Here is a 13,256-nt window from a genome sequence, read left to right on the forward strand (position 1 = left end):
CCGCCCGGCTTCATTACTCGATCCCCGATGTCTTCTTCCTCGCTGATCCTGATCGCGCTGGCCGTGATCCTGCTGCTGACCCTGCTGACGCTCGTCGTGCTGCTGATGCGCGGGCGCGACGGCAGCGCCGGGCAGCTGCATGCCGAACTGCTGCAGCGCCTGGCCGACTGGCGCGAACGCGGCGAGCGCGACAGCGAAAGGCTCGAACGCAGCCTGCGCGGCGAGGTCGCCGAGGCCGCGCGCCTGGGGCGCGACGAAACCAGCGAGCAGATGATGCGCTTCCAGCAGACGCTGTCGGCGCAGATGACGCATATCGCCACGCTGCAGAACAACCAGATCGACATGTTCGCGCAGCAGCTGGCCAAGCTGACCGAATCGAACGAGCGGCGCCTGGGCGAGGTGCGCACCACGCTGGAGCAGAAGCTCAAGGACATCGAGGCCAACAACGCCGCCAAGCTCGACGAGATGCGCCGCACCGTCGACGAGAAGCTGCACGCGACGCTGGAGCAGCGGCTGGGCGAATCGTTCCGCATGGTGTCGGACCGGCTCGAGCAGGTGCATCGCGGCCTCGGCGAGATGCAGATGCTGGCGCAGGGCGTCGGTGACCTGAAGCGAGTGCTGACCAATGTGAAGACGCGCGGCACCTGGGGCGAGGTCCAGCTGGAGATGCTGCTGCAGCAGATCCTGACGCCCGAGCAGTACGCGCGCAACGTCGAGACCGTGCCGAACTCGGGCGCGCGCGTCGAATTTGCGATCCGCCTGCCGGGCAAGGAAGTGGGTGTCGGCAACGGCGGAGGGACCGGCACCGGCAACGGCACGGTCTGGCTGCCGATCGACGCCAAGTTCCCCAAGGAGCAGTACGAACGGCTGACCGACGCGCAGGAACGCGGCGATGTCGATGGCGTGGCCGCCGCCGGGCGCGAGCTCGAAGTCGCCATCAAGCGCGAGGCCCAGACCATCGCCGAGAAATACCTGTCGCCCCCGGCCACGACCGACTTCGCCATCCTGTTCCTGCCGACCGAGGGACTCTATGCCGAGGTGCTGCGCCGGCCCGGATTGACCGACCTGCTGCAGCGCAATCACCGCGTCACGGTGGCGGGTCCGACCACGCTGACTGCCGTGCTGAACAGCCTGCAGATGGGCTTTCGCACGCTGGCGCTGGAAAAGCGCTCGAGCGAGGTGTGGGAGGTGCTGGGCGCGGTCAAGACCGAGTTCGGCAAGTTCGGCGACGTGCTGGCGCGCACGCGCGACACGCTCGAGCGCGCGGCCCGCAATATCGAACAGGCGGAGGTGCGCAGCCGCCAGATGGCGCGCAAGCTGCGCAAGGTCGAGGCGCTGCCGTCGGAAGCCGCCGAGCAGCTGCTGGGCCTGCCGGAGGAGGACGACGGCGAGGCCGGGCCGAAGGATGCCGGCCCGGCGGCCTGAGCGGCGCCGGCAGGGATTCGGGCCCGCCGGCCTGGGGGCTGCCGGCAGCAGCGTCCGAGCAATAAAAAAGCGCATCCGTCGGGATGCGCTTTTTTGTCGGGGGGAGGGCCCGGCTGCCGGAGCTTATTGCCCCTCGTGCGGCAGATTGCGGATCGTCACCTCGATGCCGCCGAAGCGGGCCGCCACCCAGTTGTAGGCCTTGCAGGCCAGCCACAGCAGGCCGAAACCGACCAGCGCGTTCAGGATCAGCGCGGTGAACACCGTGATGCCGGGTAGATCGCCGTAGCGGACAAAGGCCACGAACAACCCCATCGACACGATCGGCACCGAGAAGCACAGGTAGACCAGAACGAGCGCGCGTGCGGTCTTGACGGGGTGGAGGTAAGCGATCTCCTGATTCATGACAGCGTGGCAGTGGGACAGAGTTGGGGTGCGGCAAGTGTAGCGAATGGGTGGCGTGGCGCATAGCCTCGCCCCGCCGGGGCGGCCAAAAGCGGCCGCCGGCACGGTTTCGGTAAGCAAAAAAACGACAGTGGCGAGGGGCAAAACCGCCCGACCCGCAGGTGGATGCGCGATGGGTGAACGACGGGTCGAGCCAGGGCCCAACGACGGGTCGACCGATCGGCGGGCGAGGGCAAGCGGCGGGGGCCCCGGGGCCTTACAGCAGGCCCTCGAACAGCATCACCTCGACCGGATCGCCGGCCGCGACGCCGCCTTGCTCGTGCCCCAGCACGATGAAGCAATTGGCCTCGCTCATCGAGCGCAGCACGCCGGAGCCCTGCTGGCCGGTAATGCGCACCTCCCACTGGCCGTCGGCGCCGCGCGCGAGGATGCCGCGCTGGTATTCGGTGCGGCCGGGCTTCTTGCGGATCGCCTGCGCGCTGCGCACGCGCATCAAAGGCGGCGGCGCGATGTCGGCGCCCATCATCCGATGCAGCGCCGCGCGGACGAAATGGTAGAAGGTCACCATCACCGCAACCGGATTGCCCGGCAGGCCGAACAGCAGCGCCTGATGGCCGTTCGACGCGATGCGGCCGAAGGCCATCGGCCGGCCGGGGCGCATCGCGATCTTCCAGAAGGTCACGTCGCCGAGCTCGGCCATGATTTGCTTGGTGTAGTCGGCCTCGCCGACCGACACGCCGCCCGAGGTGATCACCGCGTCCGCGTTCTCGCACGCGCTGCGCAGCGCGGCCTCGAGCGCGGCCGGGTCGTCGCGCACCACGCCCATGTCGATCAGCTCGACATGCAGGCGGCGCAGCATGCCGTGCAGCGTGTAGCGGTTCGAGTCGTAGACGCAGCCGGCGTCGAGCGGCTCGCCGATCGAGCGCAGTTCGTCGCCGGTCGAGAAGAAGGCCACGCGCAGGCGGCGCCGTACCTTGACCTCGGCGATGCCCAGCGAGGCCAGCAGGCCGAGGTCGGCCGGCTGCAGCACGCGCCCCTGGTTCAGCGCGGGTTTGCCGCGGGCCAGGTCCTCGCCGCGCAGGCGGCGGTTGTCGCCGGCCCGGACCGCGTCGGCGGCAAAGCGTACCGCCTCGTCTGCCGCTGCGTCTGCCGCTTCCCCCGGCCGCCCTCGGCACGGGCTGCGTGAATTCCCGCGGGATCACGGTATCGCAGCCGGCCGGCATCACGGCGCCGGTCATGATGCGTACCGCCTCGCCGGCGGCCGGGGTCAGCCCGTGCGCCTCGCCGGCCAGCGCGGTGCCGATGACGCGCAACGTCACCTCGCCGCCGTTCGCCGCCGCCAGCGCGGCGCTGGAGAAGGCATAGCCGTCCATCGCGGAGTTGTCGTGCGCCGGCACGTCGATCGGCGACACCACGTCCTCGGCCAGCACGCGGTCCAGCGCCGAGCGGATCGCGACCTGCTCGATGCCGCTGACCGGTTCGATCACCTCGGCGATGATCCGGTTGGCCTGCTCCACCGGCAGCGCGCTGGGATCGTAGTCGGACAGGCAGGAGATCACGGATTGCAGGGACGGCATGGCAGGGTTCGCGTTGTGGTTCGGTTCGGTTCGGGTTCTGTTCGGGGCTCAGGCTGGCGAGGGGTCGTGCGCCGGTCGGGCAGCAGGGCGGCGAGGGCGGTGGAGCAGCTCAGGGCCGCGCCTCGGCCCCCCGCTCAGCGCGCCTCGAAGGTGCGCAGTTCGTCCAGCGTGTTGATGTTGGCGAAGGGCGCCGCGTCGTCGAACGGCACTTCGGCAAGCCGGTGCTGCGAGGCCCAGGCCTCGATCTTGCGGCCGCCGCCGTTCAGGAAGACCACCAGGCTGTCCAGCGCGGTATGCGGCATCAGCAGGAACACGGGCTGGGTCTGGCGGCGGCCCTGTTCGTCGACGGTGACCGGCATCGCCATCTCGGCGCCTTCGCACTCGATCGCCTGCGCCAGCCGCGCGACCAGGTCGATCGGCAGGAACGGCGAATCGCACGGGGCGGTGACCATCCAGCGGGTCTGGCACTGTTCCAGTCCCGCCAGCATGCCGGCCAGCGGGCCGGCGAAGTCGGGTACCGAGTCGGTGACCACGGGCACGCCGAACGACTCGTAGGCGGCCAGATTGCGGTTGGCGTTGATCAGCAGCGCGCCGGTCTGCGGCGCCAGCCGCATCATCGTGTGCATCGCCATCGGGGCGCCGCGCAGCGACTGCAGGCCCTTGTCGGTGCCGCCCATGCGGCTGCCGCGTCCGCCGGCCAGGATCAGGCCGGTAATGTCTTCGCGTTCGATCATCGCGGGTGTCGGGGGAAAGCGGTGAAGCGTTGAACGGGATCGGGGGGCGAGGCGAACGCCTAGCCGCCGATATAGGACATCTCGATCTTGCGGGCCGCGCGTGCCGCGCGAACCTGCGCGTCGCCGCGCTGCTCCGAGTAGTTGTCGGTGCGCTCGCGCCAGACGCCGGCGATCGCGTTGGCGATCTCGAGGTCGCTGTGCCCGCCGCGCAGCGGCGCGCGCAGGTCGTAGCCCTCGGTGGCGAACAGGCACAGGTAGAGCCGGCCCTCGGTCGACAGCCGGATGCGGCTGCAATCGCCGCAGAAGGCGTGCGTGACGCTGGAAATCACGCCGATCTCGCCGGCGCCGTCGCGGTAGCGCCAGCGCTGCGCGGTCTCGCCGCTGTAGTTGGCCGCGATCGGCTCGAGCGGAAATTCCGCGTCGATGCGCGCGACCACTTCGTCCGACGGCAGCACCTCGTCCATGCGCCAATGGTTGCTGGCGCCGACGTCCATGAATTCGATATAGCGCACGATGATGCCGCTGCCGCGGAAATGCCGCGCCATCGGCACGATCTCGGCGTCGTTGGTGCCGCGCTTGACCACCATATTGACCTTGATCGGCGCCAGCCCGACCGCCTGCGCGGTCTCGATGCCCTTGAGCACGTCCGCCACGGCGAAGTCGACGTCGTTCATGCGGCGGAAGGTGGCGTCGTCGATCGCATCGAGGCTGACCGAGACCCGCGTCAGCCCGGCGTCGCGCAGTGCGCGCGCCTTGCGGGCCAGCAGCGAGGCATTGGTGGTCAGCGTCAGGTCCAGCGGCTTGCCGGCCGGCGTCTCGATGCGCGCCAGCATCTCGACCAGCTTCTCGATGTTCTTGCGCAGCAGCGGCTCGCCGCCGGTCAGCCGGATCTTCTCGACGCCGTGGGCGACGAACAGCCGCGCGACGCGCTCGATCTCCTCGAAGCTGAGCAGCTCCGAATGCGGCAGGAAGGTGTAGTCCTTGTCGAACACCTCCTTCGGCATGCAGTAGACGCAGCGGAAATTGCAGCGGTCGGTGACCGAGATGCGCAGGTCGTGCAGCGGCCGGCCGCGGCGGTCGGCCAACAGCCCGGTCGGCGATTCCAGTTGCGCGGGAATCGCGGGCTGCATCGAGTGATAGCGATGCTCGCGCAGGTCGAAGATGGGGATGACGGATTCGGTCATGTCGTGATAGGTCGCCGCCAGCCCGGCGCCGTTCTGTCGCCATTCTAGCCGAGCTTGCGTTGAGGGATCGCCGAAGCGCCCCCGCGGCACGCGCGGCCATGAAAAGGGGACGGCGGTGCCGTCCCCTTGGGTCGCGTCGTTCCCGCGTGTGCGGGAAGCTGGCGTCCTTGACAGACCCGTCGTCCCCCGCTTGCTGGGGGGACGACGAGGCTGCTGTGGCGCTTACTGCTGCGCGGCGGACTGCTGCGAGTCCATGGTGACCTCGCGGCCGCCGGTTTCGACCAGCACCATCGGGCCCTGCGGCAGCGGCGGCAGCGGCTTGCGCTCGCGCGGCACCCGCGGCGCCGGCACGATGCGGGCAGCGGCTTCCTGCGCGGCACGGTACTTGGCGCTGTCGGTGTGCACCCACTGCAGGCCGGCGGCGTTCAGCATCGGCTCGAGCGCGTCGGCCGACAGCGGTGCGGCTGCTGCGGCGGGGGCTTGGGCCATGGCCGGGGCAGGAGCAGCCTGGGGCTGCAGCGCTGCCGGGGCGCTGACCGCCTCGACGGCCGGCTGGGCGATCGGCTGGGCGATCGGCTTGGCCACCGTTTCCTCGGCCGGTTGCTGCACGGCCTCGGCGGCCGGTGCCGGCGTGGCTTGCTTGGCGACTTCGGCCGTCACTTCGGTCGTCGCTTCGGTGGTCGATTCCGTGGCCGCTTCGGTGACCGCATGCGCGGGCACGGCCTCGGCGGCCGCCGTGGCAGGCGCCTGCGGCGCCGGGGCGGTCGGGGCGACGGCTTCGGCAGGCGACACCTGGGTGGCGGCCGAGCTGCCCGGCGCCAATTCGGCGGCGATCACCGGAGCGGGAGCCGGTTCGGCCGGCACGGCCTGGGTCGGCATCGCGGCGGTCGGTGCGACGCCAGCGGTTTCGGCTTCGGCAGCCGCGACCGCGGCAACCGGGACCGGCGTCACGTCGGCAGGCTCGCTGGCCTCGGCCAAGGTCTGGCCCGTGGCCGGCATGGCGGCCAGGGCGCCTTCGGCCTGGACTTCCGCGCCTTCGGCGTCGGCGGCCTCGGACGTTTCCGTGGTGGCGCCTTCCTCGCGCTCGCGGCGATAGCGGTTGCGGCCACGGCGATTGCGGCGGCGGCGCTCCTCGCCTTCGCCGTTTTCGGCGGTGTCGGCGGCCTCCGGCAGGTCGGCGCGGACCGCACCGGCCTCGTCGGTCAGCGCGGCAACGGGCACCGGCTGGGTCGGCACGCCGGCTTCCAGGTCGGCCAGGTCGGCGTCGGCGGCACGCGCCTCGCTGCGCTCACGTTGCCGGTCGCGCTGGCGCTCGCGGCGTTCCTGGTTGCGTTCGCGACGGTTTTCGCTGCGCTCGGTGCGCTCGCCACGTTCGCCTTGCACGGCGTCCGGCTGGCGGGCTTCGGCCTGCGCCGGCTGTGCGTCGGCCTGGCGCGGCTGGCGCTGCTGACGTTCGGCGCGATCGCCACGCTCGGCGCGCTCGCCGCGTTCGGCGCGGTCACCGCGCTCGGCACGTTCGCCGCGCTCGGCGCCACGCTCGCCGCGTTCCGCGCGCTGGCCACGGGCTGCCTGGCGCTCGCCGCGTTCGGCACGATCACCACGTTCGGCGCGCTCGGTGCGATCGCCACGCTCGCCGCGTTCACCGCGCTGGCCACGTTCGCCACGCTGGCCGCGCTCGCGACGGCCGCCTTCGCCATTGCCGCCGGTCCGGGCTTCCGCCGCGGCGGGCTTGGCCGGCTGCACGGGTGCGGGTGCCGGACGGGCGCCGAACAGGCCCTTGAGCCAGGCGATGAAGCCGCCGCTGCCGATCGGCTGCGTTGCCGCGGCCGGAGCGGCCGGCTTGGCCGCCGGGGCTTCCTGGCGCGGAGCGCGCTCGGGGCGCGGCACCGAAACCGGCGCCGGCTGCTCGGGGGTGATGCCCTTGACCGCGGCTTCCTGGCGCGGCTTGGCGTCTTCCTTCTTGCGGCTGCTGTAGCTGGTGTCCGCCTCCAGTTCCTTGGCGGCGGCCTCGGCCATGCGGTAGCTGGCCGTGCTCTCTTCCAGGCGCGGATCGTCGTGGCGCAGGCGCTCGAGCTTGTAGTGCGGCGTTTCCAGATGCTTGTTCGGGATCAGCAGCACGTTGACCTTGAAGCGCAGCTCGATCAGGTTGATGTCCTGGCGCTTTTCGTTCAGCAGGAAGGCGGCGACCTCGACCGGCACCTGGCAGTGGATCGCGGCGGTGTTTTCCTTCATCGCCTCTTCCTGGATGATGCGCAGCACCTGCAGGGCGGACGATTCGGTATCGCGGATATGGCCGGTGCCGTTGCAGCGCGGGCAGGTGATATGCGAGCCCTCGGACAGCGACGGACGCAGGCGCTGGCGCGACAGCTCCATCAGGCCGAAGCGGCTGATCTTGCCCATCTGCACGCGCGCGCGGTCATGGCGCAGCGCATCTTTCAGGCGCGTCTCGACGTCCTTCTGCGCCTTGTTCGACTCCATGTCGATGAAGTCGATGACGATCAGGCCGCCCAGGTCGCGCAGGCGCAGCTGGCGGGCGATCTCGTCGGCCGCTTCCAGGTTGGTGCGCAGCGCGGTTTCCTCGATGTCGGCGCCCTTGGTGGCGCGCGCCGAGTTGACGTCGACCGAGACCAGTGCCTCGGTGTGGTCGATCACGATGGCGCCGCCGGAGGGCAGCATCACCATGCGGGAATACGCGGATTCGATCTGGTGTTCGATCTGGAAACGCGAGAAGAGGGGCACGTCGTCCCGGTACTTCTTCACGCGGTTCATGTTGTCGGGCATCACCACGCTCATGAAGGCGCGGGCCTGCTCGTAGATGTCGTCGGTGTCGATCAGGATCTCGCCGATGTCGGGCTGGAAGTAATCGCGGATCGCGCGGATCACCAGGCTCGATTCGAGATAGATCAGCAGCGGCGCCTTGTTGTCCAGCGCGGCGCCGTCGATGGCCTTCCACAGCTGCAGCAGGTAGTTCAGGTCCCACTGCAGTTCCTCGGCCGAGCGGCCGATGCCGGCGGTGCGGGCGATGATGCTCATGCCGTCGGGGACGGTCAGCTGGCCCATCGTCTCGCGCAGTTCCTGGCGGTCCTCGCCCTCGATGCGGCGCGACACGCCGCCGCCGCGCGGGTTGTTCGGCATCAGCACCAGATAGCGGCCGGCCAGCGAGATGAAGGTGGTCAGCGCCGCGCCCTTGTTGCCGCGCTCTTCCTTCTCGACCTGGACGATCAGTTCCTGGCCTTCGTGCAGCGCGTCCTGGATGCGCGCGTTGCGCACGTCGACGCCTTCCTTGAAGTAGGCCCGGGCCACTTCCTTGAACGGCAGGAAGCCGTGGCGCTCTTCGCCGTAGTTGACGAAACACGCTTCGAGCGACGGCTCGATGCGGGTGATCACGCCCTTGTAGATATTGCCCTTGCGCTGCTCGCGCCCGGCGGTCTCGATGTCGATGTCGATCAGTTTCTGACCGTCGACGATGGCGACGCGCAATTCCTCCTGCTGCGTCGCATTGAACAGCATGCGTTTCATCGCAAACCCTCGTTCCAATGCCGCGGCCGGCACGGTAGTGCCGCGCGGCGTTTCGAAAGCACGCGAGGAAGCGAGAGGTGGCGTGAGAATTGCCGAAGGTGCCGGGGCGAATGCAAGCCGCCGGCTGGGCACGGGTGAAAGAGAGAGACGTCGGCGCGCTGCGCGGGGTTCGGACCGCCATGCCCGCCATGCGCGAGCTGCGCGCAGGGTCAGGCGGCGATATCGGACGGAGGCCGGGGTGCGGGGGAGGGCAGCGACGACAGGATGCCGCTTGCGCTTCGGCTCGCACCGGGGCCGGCCACGAACGGCCAGGACGCGTCAAAGAGCAAGGTTGTCGGACGCGGCGGCATGCCACCACGACCTGAGCGACCGACAAGGCAGGCGCACCTGCTGCTTGTTGGAGTTCTGCGACCGGGCGCCGCTATTGTCACCATGTCGTCGATCAGGCGAGGGGCCAGGCAACCGGCCGGCACCGATTTCCGGTGCGGCGGGACTTTCTCTCACCGAAGCGAATGCCGTATCGGCATCCGCCTTCAAATTCTGTTCTACCTGAACACTCTGCTCCCACGTGACCGCGTCCGCGCCGAACCCGCCTTTGGGCGGTTTTCCTGCGCACAGCCGGTACCGTGCGTGCTGCTTGTTACTTTATTTACTGCTGTAGGCTGCCAGCGGAGCTGTCGGCCTGTACCGCCATTTGCCCGTCCGGCGCCTGCGGATTACGCGATGGCGGGGGACCGGGCCGGGCCAGCGGTGACCCGAAGTGTAAAATGCGACAATTCGCTTACACCGCTTGCGCTGCCGGCTATGGCCGGGGTAGCGCGGAAATTATATTTGAAAATGAATGAGTTACGCCATCGAATTGAAAAAGAGGTGCGATCCGGCACGGATGCGCCCCAGGTGGCGTATGTGACCATCGGGGAAGACGCCGACGGTCAGCGCATCGACAACTACCTGCTGCGGGTCGCCAAGGGCGTGCCCAAGAGCCATGTCTACCGGATCCTGCGCTCCGGCGAAGTCCGCGTTAACAAAGGCCGCGTCGATGCGACCTACCGCCTGCAGCTTGGCGATATTGTGCGCATTCCGCCGCTTCGCGTGGCGGCGACGGCGGCTGCCGATACCTACGTGCCGGCGGCCTCGTTCCCGGTGCTGTTCGAGGACGCCCATCTGCTGGTGATCGACAAGCCGGCCGGGGTGGCCGTGCATGGCGGATCCGGCGTGGCCTTCGGCGTGATCGAACAGCTGCGTCAGGCGCGCCCCGAGGCCCGCTTCCTGGAACTGGTGCACCGGCTCGACCGCGAAACCTCCGGCATCCTGCTGCTGGCCAAGAAGCGCGCCGCGCTGGTGCACCTGCACCAGCAGATCCGCGACAACGCGATGGACAAGCGCTATTTCGCCTGCGTCGCCGGCGAATTCGGCCACAACCGCCAGCACGCCCGCTTTCCGCTGTTCAAGTACACCACGCCGGACGGCGAGCGCCGCGTGCGCGTGCAGGCCGATGGCCAGCCGTCGCATACGGTGTTCAACCGTGTCGCGTCCTTCCCCGGCTACACGCTGCTGGAGGCCGAGCTCAAGACCGGCCGCACCCATCAGATTCGCGTGCATCTGGCGCAATTGGGCTTCCCCATCGTCGGCGACGACAAGTACGGCGACTTCGCGCTCAACAAGGCACTGGCCCGCGCCGGCGCCAAGCCGGGCCTGAAGCGGATGTTCCTGCACGCGCACCGGTTGACCTTCGTGCATCCGGGCACCGGCCAGCCATTGACGCTGAGCGCGCCGCTGCCGGACGAGTGCGAGACCTTCCTGCGCCAACTGAAGCAGATCGGGCAGGCCGGCCACGCGTCCGCCTCCCACGCCCCGTAGCCGGATAACGTCATCGTCACATCGGCAGCCCAATTTTTTGATCGAGATCCCCATGGCCCGGCAACGCTTCGACCTGATCGTCTTCGACTGGGATGGAACCCTGATGGATTCCACCCCGACCATCGCCAAATGCATCCAGCTGGCCAGCCGCGACCTGGGCCTGCCCGTGCCCGACGAGGACGCCGCCCGCCACGTGATCGGACTCGGGCTGAAAGACGCGCTCCAATATGCGATTCCGACGCTGGACCCGGTCGACTATCCGAAGCTGGCCGAGCGCTACCGGTATCACTTTCTGACCCGCGACGCCGAGCTGGTGCTGTTCGACGGCGTGCTGGAGATGCTGCAGGCGCTGCGGGCCCAGCACTATTTCCTCGGCGTGGCCACCGGCAAGACCCGCGTCGGACTGCAGCGGGCACTGGCCGCCACCGGCCTGACGGCGCTGTTCGATGCCACGCGCTGCGCCGACGAGACGTTCTCCAAGCCGCATCCGGCGATGCTGCACGAGTTGACGCGCGAACTGGGCCAGGAGATGGGGCGCACCGTGATGATCGGCGACACCACGCACGACCTGCAGATGGCGGTCAACGCCGGCGCCCACGGCATCGGCGTCTGCTATGGCGCCCACCCGGCCGATTCGCTGCGGGCGATGACGCCGCTGCACTGCGCCAGCTCGATCGCCGACCTGCACGACTGGCTGCATACCCATGGCTGATGCCGGTTCCGGACCCGATCGACCCGGCTCGGCGGCGGGCACGCCGGCTGTGCCCGGCGACGCGCGCCGCCTGTGCGCGGCGGACGAGCTGGCCGAAGGCGGCGTCGGCGTGCGCTTCACGGTCGCGATCGGCGGCCGCGAGATCGGCGCCTTCGCGGTGCGCTACGAGGGCGCGGTGCATGGCTATCTGAACCAGTGCGCCCATGTGCCGATGGAGCTCGACTGGCAGGAAGGCCACTTTTTCGAATCGTCAGGCCTATACTTGATGTGCGCCACACATGGCGCGATCTATGCGCCCGACAGCGGGCTGTGCGTCGGCGGACCGTGCCGTGGCGCCTCGCTCGCCAAGCTGCGGGTCGAGGAGCGCGACGGCGCTGTCTACTGGATACCGGAGTCGCCGTACGACGATCCGCCCGCGCCGTCGTCATCGCCTTCGCCACCGCCGGTGCCGTAAGCGGAGAACGCCGCGGCGGCGCATCGGAACCCTGAGAAGCGCAATTTGACCGGGAAACCCTCGGGGCCGCCCGCGCAACGTTGTTTGCCCGGCGGCGCCCGTTCGAGAGTATTTGCATGACAGACCAGAACAAACCGCCGGTGAACCCGAACGAGCCGGATGCCGGGCCGGGCCGAGACGACGATGGCCAGCGCCGGTCCGAGGACAGGCACGAGGGCCGGCGCGAGGGTGGAAGGGAGCCCGCCGAGCGGCTCGAAACCGCGCGCCACGCCGACTATCCGCTGGAGGCCGAGGTCCGCGACGCCGAGGCCGCCGCGCGCCGCGAGTCGGTCGAGCGCAAGGCGCGGCTCAAGGGCGAGTCGGCCGGGCCGGTCAAGACCGGTGCCGGCTGGGAGCGCGACGTGCTCGAACGCGTGCTGATGGCGACCCTGCGCGAGCAGCGGGCGGCGCGCCGCTGGAAGATCTTCTTCCGCCTCGCCGGCTTTGCGCTGATCGCGCTGGTGTTGTTCTCGCTGTTCGACTTCAAGACGGACGGCGCCATTACCAGCGGCCGGCATACCGCGATGGTCACGCTGGAGGGCGAGATCGCCGCCGGCACGCCGGCCAGCGCCGAATCGATCAATGCCTCGCTGCAGGCGGCCTTCGCCGACGCCAACGCCGCCGGCGTGATCCTGAAGATCAACTCGCCCGGCGGCTCGCCGGTGCAGGCCGGCATCATCAACGACGAGATCCAGCGGCTGCGTTCGCTGCATCCGTCCAAGCCGCTCTATGTGGTGGTCGAGGAGATCTGCGCCTCGGGCGGCTACTACGTGGCGGCCGCTGCCGACAAGATCTACGTCGACAAGGCCAGCATCGTCGGCTCGATCGGCGTGCTGATGGACGGCTTCGGCTTCACCGGGCTGATGGACAAGCTGGGCGTCGAGCGCCGGCTGTACACCTCGGGCGCCAACAAGGGCATGCTCGACCCGTTCTCGCCGGAATCGCCGCAGCAGAAGGCCTTTGCCGAGCAGATGCTGCGCCAGATCCACGAGCAATTCATCGCGGTGGTCAAGGAAGGGCGCGGCAATCGGCTGAAGGACGATCCGACGCTGTTCTCCGGCCTGTTCTGGTCGGGCGAGCGCAGCATCGAGCTGGGCCTGGCCGACGGCCTGGGCAGCGCCGAATCGGTGGCGCGCGACGTGCTGAAGGCCGAGGACATCGTCGACTACACGGTCAAGGAGAACATCGCCGAGCGCGTGGCCAAGCGCTTCGGCGCCGCGGTCGGCACCGCGGCGGCCAAGACGCTGATGTGGAGCTCGCGGGTGCAGTCGCTGTATTGATTCGATCGCCGGGGCCGCTCGCGTACCGCGCGCGGCGCGGCTTGCTCGCCGGCTCCCTCGTGGGCCTGCG

The 13,256-nt window shown here is 69.5% G+C and carries 9 protein-coding genes and 1 pseudogene; 5 read left to right on the forward strand and 5 right to left on the reverse strand.

From position 1 onward, the window contains the following. The first annotated feature begins 27 nt into the window (after positions 1–27). Positions 28–1,425: a DNA recombination protein RmuC gene (locus OJJOAM_RS14455; RefSeq protein ID WP_422648354.1), complete on the forward strand. Its 1,398-nt coding sequence runs from the start codon at positions 28–30 to the stop codon at positions 1,423–1,425. Positions 1,426–1,548: 123 nt separating this feature from the next. On the opposite strand, the gene OJJOAM_RS14460 is transcribed toward OJJOAM_RS14455, so the two are convergent. From OJJOAM_RS14460 to OJJOAM_RS14480, 5 genes and pseudogenes are all read right to left on the reverse strand, one after another. Further along, positions 1,549–1,827: a hypothetical protein gene (locus tag OJJOAM_RS14460; protein ID WP_174107506.1), complete on the reverse strand. Its 279-nt coding sequence runs from the start codon at positions 1,825–1,827 to the stop codon at positions 1,549–1,551. A 256-nt stretch (positions 1,828–2,083) separates the two neighbouring features. Next, positions 2,084–3,404: pseudogene (glp, locus tag OJJOAM_RS14465) on the reverse strand (gephyrin-like molybdotransferase Glp). 134 nt (positions 3,405–3,538) lie between these two features. Continuing rightward, positions 3,539–4,138, reverse strand: coding sequence for a molybdenum cofactor guanylyltransferase MobA (mobA, locus tag OJJOAM_RS14470; protein WP_422648355.1), 600 nt, complete (start codon positions 4,136–4,138; stop codon positions 3,539–3,541). A 59-nt stretch (positions 4,139–4,197) separates the two neighbouring features. Next, entirely contained in the window at positions 4,198–5,322 is a 1,125-nt protein-coding gene (moaA, locus tag OJJOAM_RS14475; RefSeq protein ID WP_422648356.1) for a GTP 3',8-cyclase MoaA, read from the reverse strand. A gap of 222 nt (positions 5,323–5,544) precedes the next feature. Beyond that, positions 5,545–8,841, reverse strand: coding sequence for an Rne/Rng family ribonuclease (locus OJJOAM_RS14480; RefSeq protein ID WP_422648357.1), 3,297 nt, complete (start codon positions 8,839–8,841; stop codon positions 5,545–5,547). 837 nt (positions 8,842–9,678) lie between these two features. Between OJJOAM_RS14480 and OJJOAM_RS14485 the strand changes: the two genes are divergently transcribed. From OJJOAM_RS14485 to OJJOAM_RS14500, 4 genes are all read left to right on the forward strand, one after another. Beyond that, positions 9,679–10,701, forward strand: a complete 1,023-nt coding sequence (locus OJJOAM_RS14485) for an RluA family pseudouridine synthase (protein ID WP_422649604.1) — start codon at positions 9,679–9,681, stop codon at positions 10,699–10,701. Between the two features lie 52 nt (positions 10,702–10,753). Further along, positions 10,754–11,413: an HAD-IA family hydrolase gene (locus OJJOAM_RS14490; protein ID WP_422648358.1), complete on the forward strand. Its 660-nt coding sequence runs from the start codon at positions 10,754–10,756 to the stop codon at positions 11,411–11,413. Then, complete coding sequence (locus tag OJJOAM_RS14495; RefSeq protein ID WP_422648359.1) at positions 11,406–11,867, forward strand: Rieske (2Fe-2S) protein; 462 nt, start codon at positions 11,406–11,408, stop codon at positions 11,865–11,867. Before OJJOAM_RS14490 ends, OJJOAM_RS14495 begins: the two co-directional genes overlap by 8 nt. 116 nt (positions 11,868–11,983) lie before the next feature. Beyond that, positions 11,984–13,186, forward strand: a complete 1,203-nt coding sequence (locus OJJOAM_RS14500; protein ID WP_422648360.1) for a S49 family peptidase — start codon at positions 11,984–11,986, stop codon at positions 13,184–13,186. The last annotated feature ends 70 nt before the right edge of the window (positions 13,187–13,256 follow it).

It is taken from the genome of Cupriavidus sp. H18C1, assembly GCF_049311595.1.
GTDB lineage: Bacteria > Pseudomonadota > Gammaproteobacteria > Burkholderiales > Burkholderiaceae > Cupriavidus > Cupriavidus cauae.

Bases quoted from the DNA above. Each gene is read 5' to 3' on its own strand.
- OJJOAM_RS14455 (WP_422648354.1), top strand. From the start codon at position 28: ATGTCTTCTTCCTCGCTGATCCTGATCGCGCTGGCCGTGATCCTGCTG.
- OJJOAM_RS14460 (WP_174107506.1), bottom strand. From the start codon at position 1,827: ATGAATCAGGAGATCGCTTACCTCCACCCCGTCAAGACCGCACGCGCG.
- mobA (WP_422648355.1), bottom strand. From the start codon at position 4,138: ATGATCGAACGCGAAGACATTACCGGCCTGATCCTGGCCGGCGGACGC.
- moaA (WP_422648356.1), bottom strand. From the start codon at position 5,322: ATGACCGAATCCGTCATCCCCATCTTCGACCTGCGCGAGCATCGCTAT.
- OJJOAM_RS14480 (WP_422648357.1), bottom strand. From the start codon at position 8,841: ATGAAACGCATGCTGTTCAATGCGACGCAGCAGGAGGAATTGCGCGTC.
- OJJOAM_RS14485 (WP_422649604.1), top strand. From the start codon at position 9,679: ATGAATGAGTTACGCCATCGAATTGAAAAAGAGGTGCGATCCGGCACG.
- OJJOAM_RS14490 (WP_422648358.1), top strand. From the start codon at position 10,754: ATGGCCCGGCAACGCTTCGACCTGATCGTCTTCGACTGGGATGGAACC.
- OJJOAM_RS14495 (WP_422648359.1), top strand. From the start codon at position 11,406: ATGGCTGATGCCGGTTCCGGACCCGATCGACCCGGCTCGGCGGCGGGC.
- OJJOAM_RS14500 (WP_422648360.1), top strand. From the start codon at position 11,984: ATGACAGACCAGAACAAACCGCCGGTGAACCCGAACGAGCCGGATGCC.